Origin of the sequence: Listeria grandensis (assembly GCF_014322885.1) — a bacterium.
Classification (GTDB): domain Bacteria; phylum Bacillota; class Bacilli; order Lactobacillales; family Listeriaceae; genus Listeria_A; species Listeria_A grandensis.
The window spans coordinates 129,968-152,236 of sequence record NZ_JAASUG010000008.1; the positions used below are offsets into that span (position 1 = coordinate 129,968).

At 42.6% G+C, this 22,269-nt stretch carries 23 protein-coding genes; all 23 read left to right on the top strand.

Features of this window, described 5'->3' with window-relative positions; all coding sequences use genetic code 11:
* Window positions 1–2: 2 nt before the first annotated feature.
* The 23 genes from HCJ54_RS11855 to hslO all read left to right on the top strand — a co-directional run bounded on the left by HCJ54_RS11855 (window position 3) and on the right by hslO (window position 22,204).
* Window positions 3–1,574: a putative polysaccharide biosynthesis protein gene (locus HCJ54_RS11855; protein WP_187137790.1), complete on the top strand. Its 1,572-nt coding sequence runs from the start codon at window positions 3–5 to the stop codon at window positions 1,572–1,574.
* Between the two features lie 76 nt (window positions 1,575–1,650).
* A complete protein-coding gene (locus HCJ54_RS11860) occupies window positions 1,651–1,914 on the top strand; it encodes an RNA-binding S4 domain-containing protein (protein WP_277619721.1) in 264 nt (87 codons plus the stop codon).
* A gap of 15 nt (window positions 1,915–1,929) precedes the next feature.
* Window positions 1,930–2,712: a sirohydrochlorin chelatase gene (locus tag HCJ54_RS11865; protein WP_280527071.1), complete on the top strand. Its 783-nt coding sequence runs from the start codon at window positions 1,930–1,932 to the stop codon at window positions 2,710–2,712.
* Window positions 2,709–3,149 (top strand): precorrin-2 dehydrogenase/sirohydrochlorin ferrochelatase family protein, encoded by a 441-nt coding sequence (locus HCJ54_RS11870; RefSeq protein ID WP_187137792.1) that lies wholly within the window; start codon window positions 2,709–2,711, stop codon window positions 3,147–3,149. The genes HCJ54_RS11865 and HCJ54_RS11870 overlap by 4 nt, the downstream gene beginning before the upstream one ends.
* A gap of 165 nt (window positions 3,150–3,314) precedes the next feature.
* The gene (nirB, locus tag HCJ54_RS11875) at window positions 3,315–5,714 is read left to right on the top strand and encodes a nitrite reductase large subunit NirB (RefSeq protein WP_187137793.1); all 2,400 of its coding nucleotides are present in this window, start codon (window positions 3,315–3,317) and stop codon (window positions 5,712–5,714) included.
* 6 nt (window positions 5,715–5,720) lie between these two features.
* Window positions 5,721–6,032, top strand: coding sequence for a nitrite reductase small subunit NirD (gene nirD / locus HCJ54_RS11880; RefSeq protein WP_051998648.1), 312 nt, complete (start codon window positions 5,721–5,723; stop codon window positions 6,030–6,032).
* Window positions 6,029–7,108, top strand: coding sequence for a uroporphyrinogen-III C-methyltransferase (gene cobA, locus HCJ54_RS11885; protein WP_187137794.1), 1,080 nt, complete (start codon window positions 6,029–6,031; stop codon window positions 7,106–7,108). Before nirD ends, cobA begins: the two co-directional genes overlap by 4 nt.
* Window positions 7,083–7,526, top strand: a complete 444-nt coding sequence (locus tag HCJ54_RS11890) for a GAF domain-containing protein (RefSeq protein ID WP_187137795.1) — start codon at window positions 7,083–7,085, stop codon at window positions 7,524–7,526. Before cobA ends, HCJ54_RS11890 begins: the two co-directional genes overlap by 26 nt.
* A 6-nt stretch (window positions 7,527–7,532) precedes the next feature.
* Window positions 7,533–8,567: a sensor histidine kinase gene (locus HCJ54_RS11895; RefSeq protein ID WP_187137796.1), complete on the top strand. Its 1,035-nt coding sequence runs from the start codon at window positions 7,533–7,535 to the stop codon at window positions 8,565–8,567.
* Window positions 8,564–9,214 carry a response regulator gene (locus HCJ54_RS11900; RefSeq protein ID WP_187137797.1) on the top strand — a complete coding sequence of 217 codons (651 nt, stop codon included), beginning with the start codon at window positions 8,564–8,566 and terminating at the stop codon, window positions 9,212–9,214. The genes HCJ54_RS11895 and HCJ54_RS11900 overlap by 4 nt, the downstream gene beginning before the upstream one ends.
* An 87-nt stretch (window positions 9,215–9,301) precedes the next feature.
* Entirely contained in the window at window positions 9,302–10,015 is a 714-nt protein-coding gene (locus HCJ54_RS11905; RefSeq protein WP_221638818.1) for a DUF2238 domain-containing protein, read from the top strand.
* A gap of 291 nt (window positions 10,016–10,306) precedes the next feature.
* Window positions 10,307–10,702: an FtsB family cell division protein gene (locus tag HCJ54_RS11910; RefSeq protein ID WP_187137798.1), complete on the top strand. Its 396-nt coding sequence runs from the start codon at window positions 10,307–10,309 to the stop codon at window positions 10,700–10,702.
* A gap of 90 nt (window positions 10,703–10,792) precedes the next feature.
* Window positions 10,793–11,233, top strand: a complete 441-nt coding sequence (locus HCJ54_RS11915) for a S1 domain-containing RNA-binding protein (RefSeq protein WP_036067731.1) — start codon at window positions 10,793–10,795, stop codon at window positions 11,231–11,233.
* Window positions 11,234–11,349: 116 nt separating this feature from the next.
* Window positions 11,350–13,290 (top strand): hypoxanthine phosphoribosyltransferase, encoded by a 1,941-nt coding sequence (gene hpt, locus HCJ54_RS11920; protein WP_187137799.1) that lies wholly within the window; start codon window positions 11,350–11,352, stop codon window positions 13,288–13,290.
* A 332-nt stretch (window positions 13,291–13,622) separates the two neighbouring features.
* On the top strand, window positions 13,623–15,731 hold the full coding sequence (gene ftsH, locus HCJ54_RS11925; RefSeq protein WP_187137800.1) for an ATP-dependent zinc metalloprotease FtsH: 2,109 nt from the start codon (window positions 13,623–13,625) through the stop codon (window positions 15,729–15,731).
* A gap of 274 nt (window positions 15,732–16,005) precedes the next feature.
* Window positions 16,006–16,440 carry a DUF2712 domain-containing protein gene (locus tag HCJ54_RS11930; RefSeq protein WP_187137801.1) on the top strand — a complete coding sequence of 145 codons (435 nt, stop codon included), beginning with the start codon at window positions 16,006–16,008 and terminating at the stop codon, window positions 16,438–16,440.
* Window positions 16,441–16,516: 76 nt separating this feature from the next.
* Window positions 16,517–17,284 carry a DUF2705 family protein gene (locus HCJ54_RS11935; protein WP_187137802.1) on the top strand — a complete coding sequence of 256 codons (768 nt, stop codon included), beginning with the start codon at window positions 16,517–16,519 and terminating at the stop codon, window positions 17,282–17,284.
* 16 nt (window positions 17,285–17,300) lie between these two features.
* Window positions 17,301–17,972: a WxPxxD family membrane protein gene (locus HCJ54_RS11940; RefSeq protein ID WP_187137803.1), complete on the top strand. Its 672-nt coding sequence runs from the start codon at window positions 17,301–17,303 to the stop codon at window positions 17,970–17,972.
* Complete coding sequence (locus HCJ54_RS11945; protein WP_187137804.1) at window positions 17,969–18,670, top strand: DUF2705 family protein; 702 nt, start codon at window positions 17,969–17,971, stop codon at window positions 18,668–18,670. The genes HCJ54_RS11940 and HCJ54_RS11945 overlap by 4 nt, the downstream gene beginning before the upstream one ends.
* A gap of 5 nt (window positions 18,671–18,675) precedes the next feature.
* A complete protein-coding gene (locus tag HCJ54_RS11950; RefSeq protein ID WP_187137805.1) occupies window positions 18,676–19,305 on the top strand; it encodes an ATP-binding cassette domain-containing protein in 630 nt (209 codons plus the stop codon).
* Between the two features lie 79 nt (window positions 19,306–19,384).
* A complete protein-coding gene (locus HCJ54_RS11955) occupies window positions 19,385–19,918 on the top strand; it encodes a hypothetical protein (protein ID WP_187137806.1) in 534 nt (177 codons plus the stop codon).
* 614 nt (window positions 19,919–20,532) lie between these two features.
* Window positions 20,533–21,327, top strand: a complete 795-nt coding sequence (locus HCJ54_RS11960; protein WP_187137807.1) for a type III pantothenate kinase — start codon at window positions 20,533–20,535, stop codon at window positions 21,325–21,327.
* Window positions 21,320–22,204: an Hsp33 family molecular chaperone HslO gene (hslO, locus tag HCJ54_RS11965; protein ID WP_036068499.1), complete on the top strand. Its 885-nt coding sequence runs from the start codon at window positions 21,320–21,322 to the stop codon at window positions 22,202–22,204. The genes HCJ54_RS11960 and hslO overlap by 8 nt, the downstream gene beginning before the upstream one ends.
* The last annotated feature ends 65 nt before the right edge of the window (window positions 22,205–22,269 follow it).

Below are 22,269 nucleotides of genomic sequence, written 5' to 3' on the forward strand. Positions count from 1 at the left end.
CGATGGCTCAAAAAACGATTAAGAACTTAATGCAAGGCGCGGTATGGTTAACGCTTGCGTCACTACTTTCTAAAATACTGAGCGCGGTTTACCGGATTCCGTTCCAAAACATGGTTGGCGATATTGGTTTTTATATTTTCCAACAAGTATATCCGATTTATGGCATTGCGATGACGCTTGCTTTGGCTGGTTTTCCGATTATTGTCTCACGTATGATTGCGGAGGAAAAGGATGCGGCACAGCGCGAAACGATTTTTCAGTCAGCGCTTCAGGTCATGATTGGTGTCGGAGTCCTTTTTTTCATCGCAATTTTCTTCGGAGCGGGTTTCATTGCGCGCGTAATGGGAGATGTTCATTTAACCGTTCTGATTCGCGTCATCAGTTTCGCCTTTTTATTGATGCCATTTTTGGCTAGTTTACGTGGTTTTTTTCAAGGCCATGAGCAGATGATCCCGACAGCAGTTTCGCAAACGATCGAACAATTAGTGCGCGTCATCATTATTATTGCTGGGGCAACCGGGGCCGTCGCACTTGGTTGGAATCTCTATATGACGGGCGCCGTGGCTATGAGCGGTGCTGTGATCGGCGGCTTTGGCGCGCTAGGTACGCTACTCTATTTTTACTGGCGCAAAAAACCAGAACAAATCAGGTTCACCAAAAAATGGGCCAGCATCAAGTTTGTCAAGCAGTTCCTCGCGCAAAGCATCGCGGTCTGCACAACAAGTGCGATGCTGATTTTGTTCCAACTACTAGATTCCTTCCAAGTTTACCGCCTTATGCGCAATTCTGGCATTGAGACGACTACCGCGAAAGCCTTAAAAGGAATCTATGATCGCGGCCAGCCACTTTTGCAATTAGGCTTGGTCTTGTGCATGGGTCTCGCGCTCGCCATCGTGCCAATGATTACATCAGCAAAAGCGCGCGGGGAAACAAAAGAATTACGGCGATCCGTCCTGCTCATCATCAAACTCACCATCCTTCTATCGGGAGCCGCAACGCTTGGCCTTATCGCTATCATGCGTCCGACGAACCAAATGCTGTTTGAGACCGCGTCAGGAACTGGTGTCCTGCAGGTATTTATCCTGTCACTATTCCTGAGTTCACTCATCGTGACAATGAGCAGCATCTTGCAAGGGTTCGGCAACATGGCAGGGCCCGCCGTCGCGGTCTGCGTCGGACTCGCCGTCAAGCTCGCAACAAATGCTATGCTCGTACCGCGTTTCGCAACATATGGCGCATCTTGGTCCACCGTCATTGGCCTCAGCGCGACGCTCATCCTGTGCTGCGTTCTGCTCAAACGCCAGCTCCCCATCCCGTTCATCCGCAAAAACATGATCGGCTGGGCACTGCTTGCCTTTGTAGCGATGATCATTGTTCCCGTCGCGTGGGAAGCATTCTGGCCACTCACAAGCCGCATCGGCAGCGCGGTCCAAGCCCTATTCGGCGCACTCATCGGAGGAATCATCTTTTTCTACTGCCTCATCAAGTTCAAACTACTCACGACACGCGACCTAATCTTCATGCCATTCGGCTCAAAACTGCTCTGGCTCGCTAACAAAATCCATCGTAGATAGTTGCAATTTCCGCCTAACCGTGCGAAGATAAAGATAAATTTTACAAGCAAAGGAAGGATGTAACATGGCTGATTCAATGCGTTTAGATAAATTTTTAAAAGTATCACGACTGATCAAACGGCGAACCGTCGCAAAAGAAGTCGCTGAAAAAGGTCGGATTTCTGTTAACGGCACGGTTGCCAAACCAGGCACCAATGTCAAAGCCGGCGATGAACTAATCATCAAATTTGGTCAAAAAACAGTGACGGCACAAATCGATCGTTTAGAGGAAAATGCCCGTAAAGAAGTCGCGACAGAAATGTACACGATTTTAAAAGAAGAACGCAAAGACGAAGAATAAACGAAAAATACGAGTTTGAGACGCGCACGTGGTTTCAAGCTCTTTTTTCACATCATTGAGGAGGAAAAACGAATGAGAGCAATCATGTACGTCGCTCACGGTAGCCGTTTACCCGAGAAAAATCGCGAATTTCGCCGTTTTGTAGAACAAATCATGCAACAACGACCAGAAACCCATCAAAAAATCGCTTTCCTAGAAAAAGAAGACGAAACGATGGCGCTGGTTGGTGAGGCTCTGATGAAAGCCGGTGCGTCCGAAATCACGGTGATCCCGATGCTACTTTTCCCAGCCATGCACGCGACAAAAGATATTCCGGAACAAGTCACCGCGCTAAAAAAAGCTCATCCAGATGTGATTTTCCAAATTGCTGATACATTTGGAGCAGAAGAGGAAACGATTGCTGTTGCCGCATCACGAATCAAAGCAGCAAGTCCAGCAAGAAGCGCAGCGATTCTCGTCATCGCTCACGGCAGCGCAACTTATCACGAACCGCGAATCCAGATGCAGCGCGTCGCAGAGAAACTTAGCGCCGAGCTCGGCAACCCGGTCACACTAGGCATGCTCCACGGCGAACCTAACTATCGCCAAGTTGCCACAGAACTCGCGGCAACAAACGATGATATCTATTGGATGCCCTATTTCCTTTTCACAGGCCAGCTTGTCGATAAAATCCGCGCTGGAATCAAGGAGGTAAGCGAGCATACCCCCAATACCACATGGCATGAAACCAACTGTCTTGAACTAGATTCCAGCCTCGCGCCCGCCGTACTTCGCAAGATCGCAGAGGTGTCCCAATGACAATCATAGGCTATCCAATTCTACTCCAGCTAGCGGATAAAAACGTAGCCATCATCGGCGGTGGCAAAATAGCGACTCGTAAAGCACAAGGACTACTCCCGACTGGCGCCAGCATCACGGTTATCGCACCCACCTTCACAAAAACGCTACAAGAAATGCCCATCACACGAATCCAAGAAAACTATCATGCTGCACATATCAAAGACGCATTCCTCATTTTTTGCTGTACGAACGATCCAGAAATAAACACCCGAGTGACGACAGATGCAACCGCGCCCCAATTAGTCAACGATTGTAGCAATAAGACCCGATCGGATTTTTTCAACATGGCAACGATCCGAAAAGCAGACCACCTGATCGCGATATCCACGGATGGCACTGACCCAGCCAGATCCAAAAACATCCGTACAAAAATAGAGCAGAACACCGAATTTTAGCGTTCTGCTTCCAAATTTGTCCATCATATCATGCGGAATAAGCCCACCACCACACTTTTTCAGTGTTTCCCCTCATATTCGAGATTCCCAAATCCCTGTATAATAAGGACATCTAATTTTACAATTAATTGTGCATATATTCACAATTAACAGGAGGGGAAACCAATGCCAAAACAAAAACTACTCATGATCGGTAACGGCATGGCCGGTGTGCGGACTATCGAAGAAATACTGGAACGCGAGCCAGGTAAATACGCCATCACCATCATTGGCGACGAGCCGTATCCGAACTACAACCGAATCATGCTATCCAATATTCTGCAAAACAAGATGGCTCCATCCGAAATTATCCTGAACGACGAAGCATGGTATAAAGACAACCAAATCGACTTACATACGAGTGAACAGGCACTACTTATCGATAGACACACGAAAACCGTAACGACTACGAAGCGTAACATCAGCTACGACAAGCTTATTTTAGCGACTGGATCTAGAGCATTTATTCTCCCAATTCCTGGCGCGGATCTCGACGGCGTACTTGGTTTCCGCACGATTAACGACACAGAAAAAATGATCGACATATCGCAAAAATACGAACGAGCTACTGTCATTGGCGGTGGTTTACTCGGTCTAGAGGCCGCGCGAGGCTTGCTTGATCAAGGCATGGATGTCACTGTCATCCACCTCGCAGAATGGCTCATGGAAACCCAACTTGACGCAAAAGCAGGGGAACTTTTAAAAGCAGACTTGGAAGCGCAAGGCATGAAATTCCTCATGCAAAAAGCAACCTCAAAAATCCTCGGGAAATCACGCGTGACAGGGCTAGCTTTTAAGGATGGCACGCAAATCGAGACGGATCTTGTCGTCATGGCGATCGGAATCAAGCCTGAAATCGAATTGGCGCAACAGGCGAATTTACCAACAGGACGCGGTATCCTAGTCGATGATTTCATGACAACGGCAGACCCAGACATTTTTGCGGTGGGGGAGTGTGCGGAACATAATGGCATCGCATATGGCCTTGTAGCACCACTTTATGAACAAGGAAAAGTGCTCGCCGATCGACTATGTGACATTGCAACAAAAGGGTACCACGGTAGCAAGATGTTCACCCAACTCAAAGTATCCGGTTGCGACCTTTTCTCGGCAGGCGACATTAAAGAAAACGCGGAAATCAAAGGCGTCACTATTTTTAACAGCATCGAAAACAAATACAAAAAAATATTCATGCGCGACGGAAAACTGGTTGGTGTCGTACTTTACGGTGATACGACCGAGGGAAACCGTCTTTACAATCTCCTCAAAAAAGAAGAAGAACTAACCGATTTCACACTCGTTTCTTTATTGCATAAATCAGGAGAAGTAGAGAGTACGAGCGTTGCTGAAATGTCAGACGATGCGTCCGTATGCGGTTGTAATGGCGTCACAAAAGGTGCCATCACGAAGGCGATTACAGAAAAAGGTCTCACGACAATCGGGGAAGTTACAGCCCATACAAAAGCCGGTGGTTCCTGTGGGAAATGCAAGCCGATCATTGGCGATATTTTAGAACACACACTTGGCGATGATTTCGTGAGCGCAGCACCAGTCGGAATATGCGGTTGTACCGACTTCACGCGTGACCAACTCATCATTCAAATCAGATCGAAACAACTACAAACTGCAAAAGAAGTCCGCCACGTATTAGCGTTTCGGAATCCAGAAGGCTGCTCCAAATGTCGGCCAGCACTCAATTATTATCTCAACATGGTCTGGCCGAAAACACATGCCGATGAACCAGAAAGTCGCTACGTCAACGAAAGGCTACACGCCAATATTCAAAATGATGGTACGTACTCTGTGATCCCACGAATGTATGCTGGTCAAACAGATCCGCAACAATTGATTCAAATCGCGAAAGTCGCAGAAAAATACGATATTCCATTATTAAAACTGACTGGCGGCCAGCGCATAGGACTCTATGGCGTGAAAAAAGAAGACCTTCCGAAAGTTTGGGAAGAGCTCGATATGCGCTCTGGATTTGCCTACGGAAAAACATTGCGTACCGTTAAATCCTGCGTCGGTTCGAAATTTTGTCGTTTTGGCACACAAGATGCGCTGGCGCTCGGCGAAGCTTTAGAACGTCAATTTGAGTTCGTTGATACGCCGCATAAATTCAAAATGGGTGTTTCTGGTTGCCCAAGAAGTTGCGTCGAATCAGGCATCAAAGATTACGGGATCATCTGTATCGAGAATGGCTACCAAATTTATATCGGCGGAAACGGCGGGACAGAAGTCAAAGAAGCACAACTTTTGACAACTGTAGCAACCGAACAAGAAGTGCTCGATATATGTGGTGCTTTCGTCCAATATTATAGGGAAACGGGCGTCTACATGGAACGAACCGCGCCGTGGCTAGAGCGAATGGGCATGGAGCACGTCCGCGAAATCATCCTCGATCCAGCAGAACAAGCGCAACTAAAAGCATCGCTAGAAGAGGCGCTCGCAGGCCGTGATGATCCGTGGAAACAAGTTTTACAAGACGAAGAAAAACAAAAACTATACCGTGTAGAAAGAGTGTGACTCGCGATGGAGAAAAAATATATAGCAGATTTAGAAAGCTTGACGCCGCTCATTGGTCGCGAAATCCGCATGGATGGCGTACCAATCGCCTTGTTTCGCCTGACAGACGACAGCGTGAAAGCCATCAGTAATCGTTGCCCACATAAAAATGGACCGCTAGTAGAAGGCACTGTGTCTGGAACCGATGTTTTCTGTCCCCTTCACGATTACAAAATATCACTCGAAACAGGTATTGTCGCAGCCCCCGACGAAGGATGCGTCCAAACTTACGAAACAACTGTGGAAAACGGCAAAATCTATTTGGTAACGAGTCCATGACGCACGTATATCTCATAGGCGCAGGGCCAGGCGATCCAGAACTCCTGACACTAAAAGGACGACGCCATCTTGAAACCGCAGATATCATCATTTACGACCGTTTAGTAAATCCGATACTACTTCATCTGGCTAAAAAAGGCGCTGAGTTTCTGTATTGTGGTAAACTACCGCGCCATCACACAATGCGTCAAGAACAAATCAATGCAGCTATCGTTGCAAACGCCGCGCAAGGGAAAAAAGTAGTCCGTCTTAAAGGCGGAGACCCAGCCATTTTCGGACGTGTCGGTGAAGAAATGAAGGCGATATCAGATGCCGGTCTCACCTACCAAGTCATTCCTGGCATCACGTCGAGTTCCGCTGCATCCATCTATGCGGGAATTCCCCTAACGCATCGCGATCACAATGGACACGTCACGTTTGCAACGGGGCATCAGAAAAATAACGCCCTCACGGAAATAGACATGAATAACCTCCTACAAGGTGGGACGCTCGCTTTTTATATGGGCATCGAAAACCTACCACACATCTGCGAAAAACTCATACGACAACCGGCGTTGGCCAAGCTTCCAATAGCCATCATCGAATGGGGCACACTAGGACGCCAAAAAGTGCTCACTGGAAGCGTGGATACAATCGAAGCAGCATTAGCAAAAACAATGCTCGCCAATCCAGCGATGATCATTATCGGCCATGTTGTCACAGAACGCACAGCTCCCTCCTGGTTCGAACAACAACCTTTGTTTGGCAAACGCTACTTACTCGCCTCCGAAAGAGGATTCACTTTTGAGCAGATATGCGAATATACCGAACTCGGCGCACATATCTATGCTTTTCCATCATTAAACACCAAAGACACACGCTTTGACGATATCACTACACGCGTTTTAACGGAGCAAAATTGGGACGGCATCCTATTGCACGACGGAACTCCGGTTCGAATTTTGCAGGAAGAATTAGCGCGGCTTGGAATAAATGAAACATTTCACATATTCCAAAATAACGATGCACATGTTATTCTAGGGGAGTGTAGTCAAGGAGGAATGACATTCGATGAAAGAACAAGATATAGCAAGTGAACTAATAGATATCCGGTTGCAACTGGGACTCGATTTTGTTGGGATTGCCACAGCGATTGCAGCAGGCGGTCAGAAAGAAATCCGCTGGAAATACGTCGCTGGCAACCGTAATGAACGCTATCAAAAAATCGTTCTCCAAGTTGGCAAAGGTATCGCAGGCATTGTCTGGCGTACGGCGAGACCCATGATCGCCGAAGATCTGAAAAATGACAGACTTGCGCCATTGCAAGAATATCCGATTGCCCTCACGGAAAATTTGGCGAGTATTATCGCTGTTCCGATTACAGTTGAAGATACAGTTATTGGCGTTATGCTCGGTGGTTATCGCAAAGTTACACATATAAAGGCCCCGTTGATCGGCAACTTTAAAACATGTGCAGAAGGCATGCAGAAAAGTCTACTAGCCATAAAGGAATGATGTGAAATGGAAATAACATCCGAACTATTTAGGAAAGCTTATGAGCAAATGAGCGATGCCGTTTTTTTATTGCAAGGTAAAAGCGAGATTATTACATCGAATCCCGCGGCAAATCGCTTGCTAGACCAGTATGAGGTCAAACTAGATGATTTCTGTACGTTTTGTAATGGCTATACCTCTATCTTTGAAGAACGAACGTGCCTAGGCTGTTCTTTACGAAAACGAGTCGATAATGAGTCTTTTCAACTGTTTTTGAACTTGAAGGCTGGGAAAAATATCCCGTTCAGCGCGAGCTACACATTGATCGACGAAAAAGCTGGCATCAGTGTGCTCATTTTACGCAATTTAACCCAACAACAACATACCGAACAACTCCTGAAGCAAAAAACGATGACGGAGTACGTGATCAATGCCCAAGAAAACGAACGAAAACGATTGTCTCGCGAACTTCACGATGGCCTAGCGCAAGGCTTATTTAGTACGCTCATCGAACTGCGCAAAATCAAATACATGACCAAAAAAGAAGACTATGAATCAAGCCTTTCCGAGATGGACTCGATGCTCGCTACGACGCTTGAAGATATCCGTAATATGGCTGTAGAATTGCGCCCATCTTCATTGGATGATCTCGGCATTTTCGCCGCCTTAAAAGCCTATTTTAAGCGATATGAACAATTGTTTGGCATCCATGTCGTTTTCGTCTCCGAACTATACGGTACCCGTTTTCCAGCAAGTGTGGAAACCATGCTGTACCGCGTGACGCAAGAAGCCTTAACTAACGCCGCTAAATATGCCGATGTTGACGAAATTGAAGTATACCTTTTCAAAACGAAACAGACGATAGTTCTTGGAATAAATGATCAAGGAATTGGTTTCTCACCAGAGCATTTTACCGCACAAGGAAGTGGGCTCGGTCTGTTGAATATGAAAGAACGTGTGGAACTTTTAAATGGCGATTTTGAGTTGCGTTCAGAACCACAACAAGGAACGAAAGTACTTGTCAGAATACCAATCGAGCCAAAAGGAGGCAGAACAACATGATTAAAGTACTCGTTGTTGACGACCATGCCGTCGTTCGTAGCGGCCTATCATTCGTCATCAATTCACAAGAAGACATGACGGTAGTAGCAGATGCAGCAGACGGTTTAGAAGCTTATTTGGAAACGGAACGCCACACGCCAGACGTTGTTTTAATGGATCTAAGTATGCCACCCGGTGAAAACGGCCTGGTCACCACAAAAAGAATCAAGGAGAACTTTTCCGGCACCAAAGTTCTTATTTTAACGATGCATGATGACGAAGAATATTTATTTCGAGCCCTAAAGCTTGGCGCATCTGGTTACATCTTAAAAAACGCCAAAGACGACGAACTACTCGATGCCATCCGTTCACTCGAACAAGGAGAAATATACATCTATCCAAAAGTAACGACCGCGCTTGTCCGCCAATTCTTACAGCAAAATAATGGCGAAGAAGCCAAGGATTCCTATGTTCAGCTATCCAATCGTGAGCAAGAAGTACTGCCATTAATCGCGCTCGGTTACGGCAACAAAGAAATTGCCAGCAAGCTTTGTATTTCAGTCAAAACCGTGGAGACACACAAGTCAAATATCATGAATAAACTGGATCTTAACTCCCGCGCCGAGATCGTAAAATACGCGATTAAGAAAAACCTCATCGATTTGTAAATAGTTTCAGTTAAAACTTCCTTTTCTAAAGAAAAGTCACTATAATGAATAAATGACAATAGTTTTGTAAAAGGGAGTGTAATTCATTTGAAGAAAACAGAAAAGTGGAATTGGACAAAAATTATCGGGATTTTTATATTTGCATCACTGTTAATATCGCTGGTTTTTTCGCTTTATAATATGTTCACAACGCCTTCGACAGGAACACCAGAAGGGGATCCAACACGCAGCGACTATGCTTTAATGGTCAGTCAATGCGTGCTCGGCTTGGTGGCGATGTTTTTACCAGCCATTGTGGGTCGTCGCTTTCGATTTGAAATTCCGGGAAATATGTATTTGATTTTTATTATCTTTTTATACTGTTCCATTTATCTAGGCGAAGTGAGGAGTTTCTACTACCTAATTCCGAACTGGGATACGATTCTGCATACATTTAGTGGTGCGATGCTTGGTGCGCTAGGTTTCTCTATCGTTTCCTTCTTGAATGAGGACGAGCGGACAACGATGAATTTAAGCCCGGCATTTGTGGCGTTATTTGCCCTTTGCTTCGCGGTGACATTAGGTGTTGTCTGGGAGTTCTATGAATTTTCAGCGGATAACCTATTTGGTATGAATATGCAAAAAACAATGCTCGAAGATGGCACCAAACTCGCGGGAACTGCTGCCGTATCAGATACGATGGAAGATCTGTTCGTCGATTTCCTCGGAGCCCTAACCTTTGCGGTCATCGGCTACCTCAACTTAAAACGCAAAAAAGGTTGGATGGAGAAGTTTGAATTTAAAAAAACAGTGAGAAAGTAATAGTACATGAGAGGCTTGCGATGAAACTATTTCGTTGCAAGCCTTTTTAAAAGGAAAAAAAGAGTAACTAGGAACAAATATCCAGACCATAAATCATAATAAAATCAAATTGGCAACTATATCGTTTTGAAAAACGCAAAAAAGATTGTTGAAATAACGAATAGCAATGGACAAAAGCCCGAAATATTGTTATTATTTTAAACAAGAACCAATTTTTTTCAAGGAGCGTCACGATCGGCTTGTGAAATAAGGCTGGTGGCTAATTAATGTTGAAGAAATGGGGGATGATGTGTGAGGCAAGAACAACGTAATGTTACGAAGATTAATAATCGCTATGTACAAGACGAAGCTATCATGAAAAAACAACGATCACGCAGAAGAGTCGCGCTATTTCGGAGATTATTAATGCTCGCTGTAGTTATCATGGCGGTGAGTGGAGGCCTAGTGTATGCTTATTCGCAGCAAGTAAGCTTATTACATGCGAAGGAAAAAGAGAAAATAGCACTGAACAAGAAATCACTCGCAGTAGCGCAAGATCAGAAAGAACTAAAGAGCACGATTACCAAATTACATGATGATGACTACATCGCGAAGCTTGCTAGGAGTGAGTATTTCCTTTCTGAGAAGGGGGAAATCATTTTTAATATTCCTGACGAAAACGACAAGAAGAAAGAGTCGTCCAATTAATTTGCGAAAAAAGTTTCGTGTAATTGACACTCTTTTTATATTAGCTATAATTGAAGGTAGAGTGAAATTTTAAGGAGGAAGCATTGTTTTATGTCGATTGAAGTAGGCAACAAGTTACAAGGGAAGATTACTGGGATTACTAATTTTGGGGCGTTTGTTGAATTAGAAGGTGGCAAGACAGGTCTTGTTCACATTAGTGAGGTTGCAGATAACTATGTGAAGGATATCAATGACATTTTAACAGTTGGCGATGAAGTCACTGTAAAAATAATGAATGTCGGTGATGATGGGAAAATTGGTCTATCGATTCGTAAAGCAGTCGATCAACCAGAGCGTCCTGAAAGACCAGAGAGAAGTTATAGTAGCGGACCTCGCAAACCGAAATACAACAAAAAAGCTGCTGAACCAGTTCGTCCAGAGAATTTTGAAGATAAAATGTCTAAATTCTTAAAAGATAGTGAAGACCGTTTATCTACCTTAAAACGTCAAACGGAGTCGAAACGTGGCGGCCGTGGGGCAAAACGTAGCTAATCATAAATAATGAATTTTATAGGAGCTGTTCAAAGTCAACTAAAGTCTGATTTACTTGGCTTAGGTACAACTCCTTTTTTTGCCTGATTTTGATGCATGAAAGAGGTTAGAAATAGATGAATGCTCGCGAAAAAGTAATGACGTTTATTGGGAAGCATCAACTTATTAAGCCTAATGATCATCTGCTTGTCGCCGTCTCTGGTGGCGCAGACTCTATGGCGCTACTTCACTTTCTAATCCAGACGACGATTGTGCCAAAAGAGGCGATCACCGTTGCCCATGTTAATCATGGTTTACGTGCAGAATCCATCGACGAAGAGCAATTGGTTGCCGACGTCTGCGAAACGCATGGTATTCGCTTTGAATCGACGCAACTCGATATTAGGAAGCTGGCGGCGCAAGAACAAGCTGGTGTCGAGGAGACGGCTCGCAAATATCGTTACACTTTTTTCCGAGGTTTAATGCGAAAACATCATTGCCAGCGACTCGTACTTGCGCATCATGCTGACGATCAGATGGAAACGATTTTAATGCGACTTGTTCGAGGAAGTTCAGACTTGGGATGGCTTGGAATGCAACCGACGCGAGAATTTGCAAACGGCATGGCGATACGCCCGTTCTTACCAATAACGAAGCAAGAAATTGTGGAGTTGTGCGAGGCGCAAAGTATTCCCTATTTGGAAGACGCGACAAATCAGGAAGATTCCTATACACGTAATCGTTATCGCAAAGCATTACTACCGTTTATGAAAGAAGAGAATGCGCATGTCGACGAGCAGTTCCGCCGCTTTTCAGAAGAAACATCAGAAGATTTTAGGTATTTGAATGAATTGGCCGAACAAGCTTTGCCAGACATGACAGAATACAGTGAAACGAAAGTAGAGCTTTCGTTAATGGAGTGGCGAAAACTGGCTCAACCTTTACAACGCCGCACAATTCATTTACTATTAAAATATCTGTACAAAGACAATTTGGCTCTTATTTCAGCGGGGCATGTGGAGCAGATTTTGCGACTGAATCGGGAAGTGAATCCATCTGGCGAGTTGCACTTGCCGAATAGTCTGATCGTGAGGCGTGCTTACAATCAGTTGGATTTTTTCTACGGTAAGACTGGCCAGAAGGTGCAGGATTTTTACCATCAGTTGCATGATGGGGATCGCGTAACATTGACGGATGGCGCAGAGATTCGAATTAAAACCAAGAGTTCCGTGGTGCAAACTGCTGGTCTTGATGGGATTATTGTGAATCAAGCGGATATCGAATTGCCGTTAATTATCAGAGGTCGCATGAATGGTGACCGAATGAAGACGACCGGTGGTACGCGCAAACTCAAATCGATTTTCATTGATGCCAAAATTCCCAAGCACAAGCGTGATACCTGGCCGATTGTGACAGACTATTCAGGTGAAATTTTATGGATTCCGGGTGTTCAAGCTTCGAGTTACCAAGCGAAGCCTAGCCGTGAAATAAAGCAGTATATAATCAGATATCATCGTAATTTAGGAGGAAACAAAAGCATGCACAACGATATTCAAAAAGTGTTGATTAGCGAGACTGAAATTCAAGAAAAAATCGCTGAACTAGGAAAAGAGCTGACGGTGGAGTACGACGGCAGATTCCCATTAGCCATTGGTGTTTTAAAAGGTGCAACGCCGTTTATGACAGATTTACTAAAACGTGTGGATACATATCTAGAAATGGATTTTATGGATGTATCGAGCTACGGTAATGGAACAGTTTCGACTGGTGAAGTAAAAATCATCAAAGATTTGAACACTTCCGTTGAGGGGCGCGACGTTTTAATCATTGAAGATATCATTGACAGCGGACGCACGCTTAGCTATTTAGTAGACCTACTTAAGTACCGCAAAGCAAAGTCAGTAAAACTTGTGACGCTACTCGATAAACCAGAAGGTCGCAATGTAAATATTGACGCAGATTATGTGGGCTTTGTCGTTCCAAATGAATTCGTCGTTGGCTATGGTCTTGACTTCGCAGAGAAATATCGTAACTTACCATACATCGGTGTTTTGAAACCAGAAATTTATGCAGACTAAGTTAGTTCACAAAATGAATTAAATTTGTTACCATATAGAAAACAAGGCACCAAGGTAGCTTATCCACGTTAAAATTTTCCTGTAACAAAAAAACCGCAGGAACAACATGCAAATCATTGGGAAATTAAAGATCAGTGTGCTATCATTAGTCTTAGTTTTTAGCTCAATATGCCTATTTGAGGAATAATAATAAACAATGCTTTTTAATAGAAAGTCTTCGTAAGAGAAACACAAGGCGGATCTGTTTTTACAGCAAAAAAAGGGAGAGCAAGTCAAGCCCGATTTTTAGAGTGAAAGAACAGTCCAAGCTCTTACGTGGGAGGAGGTAAGGAATGAATCGCTTTTTTAGAAACGCCATATTTTACGTTATCATTTTCCTTGTTATCATAGGAATCGTGGCCACTTTCAACAACAATAGTGAGACCGCAAAAGAAATCAGCTATGATGAATTCATTACGAAAATGGGTGACGATAAGATCAAATCATTCTCCATTCAGCCAGACCGTAGCGTTTACGTCATTGATGGAGAGTTCAAAGATGCAGTGAAAACAGATAGTAAAGTCGGGAAAGATCAAACGACAACGAAATTCACGACGTACGCTATCAACAGTGATCAACTGCTAACACAAATGGATAAAGTTGCGGATGACAACGATGTGAAAATGACAGTCGTTCCTGCCAAGCAAAATAGTGGCTGGATTACGTTCTTCACTTCCATCATACCCTTCGTTATTATCTTTATCTTGTTCTTCTTCTTGATGAGCCAAGCACAAGGTGGCGGCGGTGGCGGTCGAGTTATGAACTTTGGTAAAAGTAAAGCCAAACTTTATAATGACGACAAGAAAAAAGTCCGCTTCACTGACGTAGCTGGTGCAGATGAAGAGAAACAAGAATTAGTAGAAGTCGTGGATTTCTTGAAGGATCCACGCAAATTTGCTGAACTTGGCGCACGTATACCGAAAGGGGTCTTACTCGTAGGTCCTCCAGGTACAGGTAAAACATTACTGGCCCGTGCAGTAGCCGGTGAAGCAGGCGTACCGTTCTTCTCTATCAGTGGTTCGGACTTCGTGGAAATGTTCGTCGGTGTCGGTGCTAGCCGTGTCCGTGATCTATTCGAGAACGCGAAGAAAAACGCCCCATGTATTATCTTTATCGATGAAATTGATGCTGTAGGTCGTCAACGTGGCGCAGGAATGGGCGGCGGACATGACGAGCGCGAGCAGACATTGAACCAATTGCTTGTAGAAATGGATGGTTTCAGCGGTAACGAAGGAATCATTATCATTGCGGCAACTAACCGTGCTGATGTATTGGATCCAGCATTACTACGTCCAGGCCGTTTTGACCGTCAAATCATGGTAGATCGTCCTGATGTTAAAGGACGTGAAGCAGTACTACAAGTCCATGCTCGTAATAAACCACTTGCGAAAAGTGTCGACTTAAAAGCTATTGCGCAACGTACACCAGGATTCTCTGGTGCCGATCTGGAAAACCTTCTGAATGAGGCTGCCCTTGTTGCCGCCCGTTCCGATAAAAAAGAGATCGATATGAAAGACTTGGACGAAGCAAGCGATCGTGTTATCGCTGGTCCAGCCAAGAAAAATCGCGTTATTTCTGTCAAAGAGCGTCGTACCGTTGCGTATCATGAAAGTGGTCACGTAATCGTCGGTATGGTACTTGATGAAGCAGAAGTAGTCCATAAAGTAACGATTGTACCACGTGGACAAGCAGGCGGATATGCCGTTATGCTACCAAAAGAAGACCGCTTCCTGATGACAAAAGCCGAACTAATGGATCGTATCACTGGTCTTTTAGGTGGCCGTGTTGCAGAAGAAATCGAATTTGGTGAAGTAACGACAGGCGCAAGTAATGACTTCGAACGTGCGACACAAATCGCGCGCCGGATGGTAACCGAATGGGGTATGAGCGATAAGATCGGTCCACTTCAATTCGCGTCTGGAAACGATCAAGTATTCATGGGTCGAGATTTTGGAAATGGTAAAAACTATTCCGATAAGATCGCATATGAAATTGATACCGAAGTACAAAGCTTAATCCGTTTCTGTTATGACCGTGCGAAAAATATTATTCTAGAGCACAGAGAGCAACATAAGCTAATTGCTGAAACATTGCTCGACGTAGAAACATTAGATGCACGCCAAATCCGTTCTCTATATGATGATGGTGTTTTACCATCCGAAATGGATGCTGATGAACAAATGTCGGAATTCCCTTCTGAAAAAGATGATATTGAACCAAAATCTTACGAAGAAGAGAAGAAAGAACTTGTTGAAGAAGCGAAGCAAGATAAGGTTTGGGATTATGCAGACAAAGATGAGAAAGCGGAGAAAGATGCTGAATCAGAAGGACCAAAAGAGGTCGTGACAAAAGAAGCACCTGACGCTGAAAAAACACCGAACGATGATAAAAAAGGTGAATAAGTAAAGTTATGGACCAGTACATGTAAGTTGTGTGCTGGTCTTTTTGTTGAGGCTTTTACGAAGCGAGCATAGAAACCAAACCATTAATATGTCGAAAAGGATAGTGGATTTATGAACATTTCTTTTGTGGTACAGTAATTATATACTCTTTTTATGTATATAGTATCATATTAATTCCAATTAAATTCCTTATTAAGATAAAATAGTCTTGTTTAATGGATAATTATATGCTATTCTAAAAATGCAAGTTATATTATAACAGGGAGGATTACATATGAAGAGTAAAAGGAAGTTAGTTTTAATTATAGTTTTATTGCTTAGTCTAGTAGTTCTAGCGAAACCTGTAAGTGCATCAAATGATAATATTAAGTTTAATTTTACCATTAAGACCTATCATGCGAACAGCGTAAGTGGTGAAAAGTACAGACAGACGACTAATACGAAGAATAATTGGAAGGTCAATTTTAGTTATTCTGGTGAAGGGGTAGGAACCGTCACAACATTTTGGTTGGACAAAAAAATGCCTTGGTATGCAGAGTTAAATCATCAAGTTGTATCCGGAACATACAATGTGAAGCAAGGAACAACGATTTATAAGCCAGCATATAGTAGCGCTAGCCAGCAAAATGTAAGATTAGGTGCTGAAAACAATAATTATAGTGCAAAATCCTACACAGCAAGCGGATATTGGGATGAAGAAACTAATTAAGATTCACTGATATAGGGAGACTGGTAGCATCGTAATGATGTTACCAGTCTTTAAATACGATAAGAAGGAGATACAGATGGTAAGCCATTTAACGAGAATGCGAAAAAATAATGTGAGCAGGATAATAATACTTGTTATTATCTTATTTCCGCTCATTGAAATAGGACAACTAATTGGGTTAAGAAATACAACTGGTGAAAATTTTCATCCTGCCTTTGCGTCTTTCCTCTCAGGAGCTTCACAAGGACACATCACACAAATATTATTACTCTGGTTTCTTCCGATTTATTTTTTACTTGTCATATCAGATGATAGCATAATGGATTATTTGACGGGTTATCGAAATATACTAATTAGTAAAGTTGGAAAGAAAAAGTATCTATTAGAAAAAATGATCACCTCGTTTCTCGTAGGTTTTGGTGTAATGGCTATTGCTTTAACCCTAAACGTAATAATAACGAGCGTTGTATTCCAAGGTGGGGACTCTATGAGAGGTATGGAGGAAATGACGTTCGATGATAATACTCTCTTCCACTTTGGAATCACACATAAGTACATAATGGCGATTATTTTTATCTTTATTACTAGTTTTTATACAGGTCTAGTAAGTTTGTTAGGTGCAAGTATGAGTTTGCTTTTCTTAAACAAGAAATTAGCATATCCTGCAACATTTTTTATTTGGTTCTTTTTTATTTTGCAGAATAAATCGATAATGCTTTTGTTTCAGCCATTTGCGGAGTACGGTATCTCAGATTTGCTAGGTATATTCATTGCTTCATTGCTAACATTTATTATAATACCTATTCTTGTATACATATACGAGGCGCGCTATGCAGAAGACTAAATGGGGGCACATAATATTGGCTTCCCTTCTATTCTTTAGCGCAGTGTGGTTTTTTCAAGGGAGACACTGGTTGATTGATACCGACTATGAAAAGTTATACGAGTTAAATGTTTCTGTTTTTGGCTATAATTCCGCGGCAGCTTATTCCCTTATATATATACTGCCGTTCTTATTACTGCTAAATCTATTAGTTCGTCATAACTCTGCAGAAATAACTACTAGATTTGACAAGAGAAGTAGCTTGTATCACCTATTTGTATATCAGTCTATTCAACTGGCGATTAGTTATGCAGGAATACAATGTTGCGTTAATATTTTGTGGACAACTCTATTCTTTGACCAGCCATTACTTCACCAAGCCAGTTTCTATCAAGCGACGTTCTATAATGCGATAGCTTTTATTCTGTTCTATCTAATTACCGCTTTTTGTTTCAAAATCACAGAGACGATCACAAAATCGACAGCCTTAAGCATGGGTATCACAGTGCTATTATTCGCTACAAGCTATTTCATCGAAAAAATAGGAATATCTATGACACATTGGTCGCTCTATCAAGATGTGGGTGTTATGGAATTGCTATTCAATGGTGGAGTTGTTGGGATAAATTATTTAAGGCTAGTAGTCATAGCTATCATCACATCGCTCTTAGCCTCCATGCTTTTTGAACGTAAGGATTTTATCACATGAAAAATAATATGAGATGGTGTCTTGTTTTTATGGGGTTATTTATAATTCAAGTTCTGTTTTCAAGCTCAAAATTAATGCATGATAACGTCTATCCATTCTTAGCTGGTGTTCCTATGACAGTGTCAGCTGTTACGACGAGTATTTATTTAATGGTTTGGTATCTCCCAATTGTAGCTTTAGGTTTTTATTTTACTGGTTTTGTAAAGGATTCTCTCAGCCAATATGGCGTTCTACTATTAGTTAGACAGTACAGCAAATGGCGTTGGCTTTTGAAAAGGTTTCTTTACTTAATAATAGTGACGGGAATCTTTGTAAGTTTGCAAGTTGCTGTACACATCTGCTTTTTCCAAAAGGGTATGCAGTTTAGCGAGGCTATTTTAGTAGCAGTCTTCTTCTATTTTGTTACTTTAATCGTATTGTTTAGTGTTCAAGTTACTTTGGAAATAGTGACAGATGTGCAAATTGCATTTTTGGTAGTAAATATAATGGCTATTTGTTCTGTGTTAGCGATGCCTAGTTTAATGGTAATGCACGCCCCTAAGTTAGTAGCCTATTTTTTGTTTACGAATTTAGGTATGGATTATCGGAGGGGTGAAATCAGCACTATGATAGAACCGATGTTAGTATTACTAGCGATTGAGATAGTTTGTATTTCTATTGCTATGTATAAAATCAAAAAAATTGATATATTGAGGTGAACGTATTGCTAACGATTTCTGGTGTAAATAAAAAAATCAAAAAAATACCGGTTCTAACCGACATTACATTTCAGTTTGAACCAGCGAAAATATATGGACTATTTGGCAAAAATGGTTCTGGCAAGACGATGCTACTACGAGTTATCGCTGGATTAGTTATTCCGAATTCAGGAACCATTGTCTATAATAATTTAAAGCTGCATAAAGATATATCTTTTTTACCAAACGTAGGCGTTATTATTGAGAACATGTCATTGCTTCCTCAATACGATGCTTTTACAAACCTATCCATTTTGGCCAAAATAAAAAAAAGAGCGACATCAGCGGATATTGAAGAAGCTTTAATACGTGTGGGACTTGATCCTAAATCTAAGCAGAAAGTGAAGGGTTTTTCTTTGGGCATGAAACAAAGGCTAAATATAGCGCAAGCCATTTTTGAAAAACCAGATATCATATTGCTAGATGAACCAACGAACGCGATTGATGATAGTGGTGTGGAACTGATTCATCAATTGTTGTTGGAGGAAAAAGAACGAGGGGCAATGATTATTGTGGCGACGCACCATAAAGTAGATATTGACTCAATATCAGATGTGGCATTAAAAATGGTAGATGGGAGAATGTTTTGTGAGTAGAGGGAGGGTAATAATATTTGGATGTATTGTCCTTATTTTTATTGGTTTTGTAAGTTGGCGTTTTTTTGTGAAGGACTTTATGGTAAAACCAGAAAAAGTTACTTTAGCGGCTGGGGAGTATACAGTTGGGAAGGATTTAAATCCAGGGGACTACGATGTGACGGTGGTGGATGGGAACGTAATGTATGGAGGTGCACAACTTGCGGTGGGAGATACTAAGTTTGCGCAACCAGCTTTTGATGGGGAAAAATTTTCGATAGAAGGTTCGGGAAAAGTGATATTTGAGCCAGCGAAATATAAAAAACTGGAGCCAGCGAGTGAAGGTGTGTACAGGATTTATCATTCCGGTTACTATAAAATTGATGCACAGATACCAGCTGGGAGATATGAGGTGACGTATGTTGCTCGAGATCCTGATGTGGATAAGGAGCTAGATCCGTTAGTTCAGACTACGAAGAATTATGATATACAAGAGGGAATTGCGTTCGATAGTAAAGGGAAACATTATATTAATTTGAGAAAAGGTGAAGTATTAGAAGTTTTTAAAGAATTTTCTAGGGAACTTTCTAAGGAGTATAGAGGGTCTTATGTTCAGTTTGATGCTGTGAAATAGAAATATTATCCTTGAGAAAGCTACTACCTTATAATTTTTAGGTATGGCTTTTTTTATGTCTATTTTACTTTGTTGAGGCTCTTATGACGCTGAATTAGGTGCAGAATCTAATTTTTAAAGAATGGTGTGGCGTTATGTTTAGCGCCTCCGGATCTAGCTTCAACGGCCAACTCCTCGAAATTTTCGTGGCCTCCGAAAAATCCAAGGGAGGGATTTATCTGCGCCCCCTAACAAATTTTTTCGGAGCTAACGGGCCGTTTCAGCTTTTCGTTGTAGATCTAGCTTCAACGGCCAACTCCTCGAAAACTTCACGCCCTCCGCAAAAACCACGAGCGGGTTTTTACTGCGACCGCTCCAGTTTTTTTCGGAGCTAAACGGGCCGTTTCAGCTTTTCGTTCTAGATCTAGCTTCAAAGGCCAGACCCTCGAAATTTTCGTGGCCTCCGAAAAATCCAAGGGAGGGATTTATCTGCGCCCCCTAACAAATTTTTTCGGATCTAGCGGGCCGTTTCAGCTTTTCGTTCTCATTGGTCAAAATAAGACAAATTACTCGGTTTTTCACAGAATCCGTGTTATGATACTCTAGAAAAATCACAAAAAAGGATGGTGACAGATATGATTTTAGTCATCGATGTTGGGAATACAAACATCACAATCGGCGTCTACGAAGGCAAAGAACTACGCAAACATTGGAGGATGACAACGGATCGTCACCGTACATCAGACGAACTCGGCATGATGGTTTTAGATTTTTTTCAATACGGTGATATTTCTTCTAAAGCCATTGAAGGTATTATCATTTCATCTGTCGTCCCACCAATCATGCATTCTCTGGAAGCGATGTGCTATAAATATTTCGAAATTAGGCCACTTGTTGTTGGTCCGGGCATCAAAACTGGCCTAAACCTACAGGTCGATAACCCGCGCGAAGTTGGTGCTGATCGAATTGTTAATGCAGTCGCAACGATTGAAGAATACGGAGTCCCTGCCATTATCGTGGATTTTGGAACGGCGACGACATTTTGCTATATCGACGAGAAATCGAGCTATCACGGCGGAGCCATTGCGCCAGGCATTATGATTTCAACGGAAGCCCTCTATAATCGCGCTGCAAAACTTCCGCGTGTAGACATCACAGAAGCGCCTAAAGTCATTGGCAAAAGTACCGTGACATCGATGCAAGCAGGTATTTATTACGGCTTTATCGGCCAATTTGAAGGCATCGTTAAAGCGATGAAAGAACAGACGAATACAGAGCCAACCATCGTTGCAACAGGTGGTCTCGCGAGGCTCATCAGTGGGAAATCAGATATAACGGATATTATAGACCCATTTTTAACATTAAAAGGGTTGCGAATTTTATATGAACGAAATCAATCAAACGATAAAGGAGCTAATGATAGTGAGTGATTATTTAGTAAAAGCTTTAGCATATGGTGGCAATGTCCGTGCGTACGCTGCAAGAACAACAGAAGCGGTGAGTGAGGCACAACGCAGGCACGACACGTGGTCTATCTCGTCCGCAGCGCTTGGGAGATCGATGACAGCGACCCTCTTTTTAGGCGCGATGCAAAAAGAAGATCAAAAAGTCACCGTCAAAATTGAAGGAAATGGCCCAATCGGTCCAATCATCACGGACAGTAACACACAAGGTCAAATCCGTGGCTATGTTACCAATCCACATGTGCATTTCAGCGAGCTTAATGAATTTGGTAAATTAGACGTTCGTCGTGGTGTCGGTACAGAAGGAACATTGGCAGTCGTTAAAGATATTGGCTTACGTACTAATTTTACAGGTCAAATTCCCATCGTCTCGGGTGAAATTGGTGAAGATTACACGTATTATCTGGCCAAATCTGAACAAATCAATTCCTCACTTGGCGTGGGTGTGCTCGTGAATCCCGATGATACAATTGAGGCAGCAGGTGGTTTTATGCTTCAGCTACTACCAGGCGCAGACGACACAATCATTGACGAAATTGAAAAAAACCTGAAAGATTGCCCAACCATTTCTCGTCTCATCGAAGCGGGAGAAACGCCTGAACAAATATTGGCGAGGCTTGCTGGTGGAGAAGAAAACCTGCAAATTCTCGAAAAAATGCCTGTAAGCTTCGAATGTAATTGCTCCAAAGAACGATTTGGAAACGCGATAATCTCGCTAGGAAAAGATGAAATTCGTCAAATGATTGAGGAAGATCACGGCGCGGAAGCAGAATGCCATTTTTGCCGTAATAAATATCACTTTGAAGAATCTGAATTAGAAGCGTTCTACGAAGAAGCAAAATAAAAATGGGAGGACAGTCCGAATCTGGGCTGTCTTTTAAATTTGACAAAGTATGTCGGAATTGATTA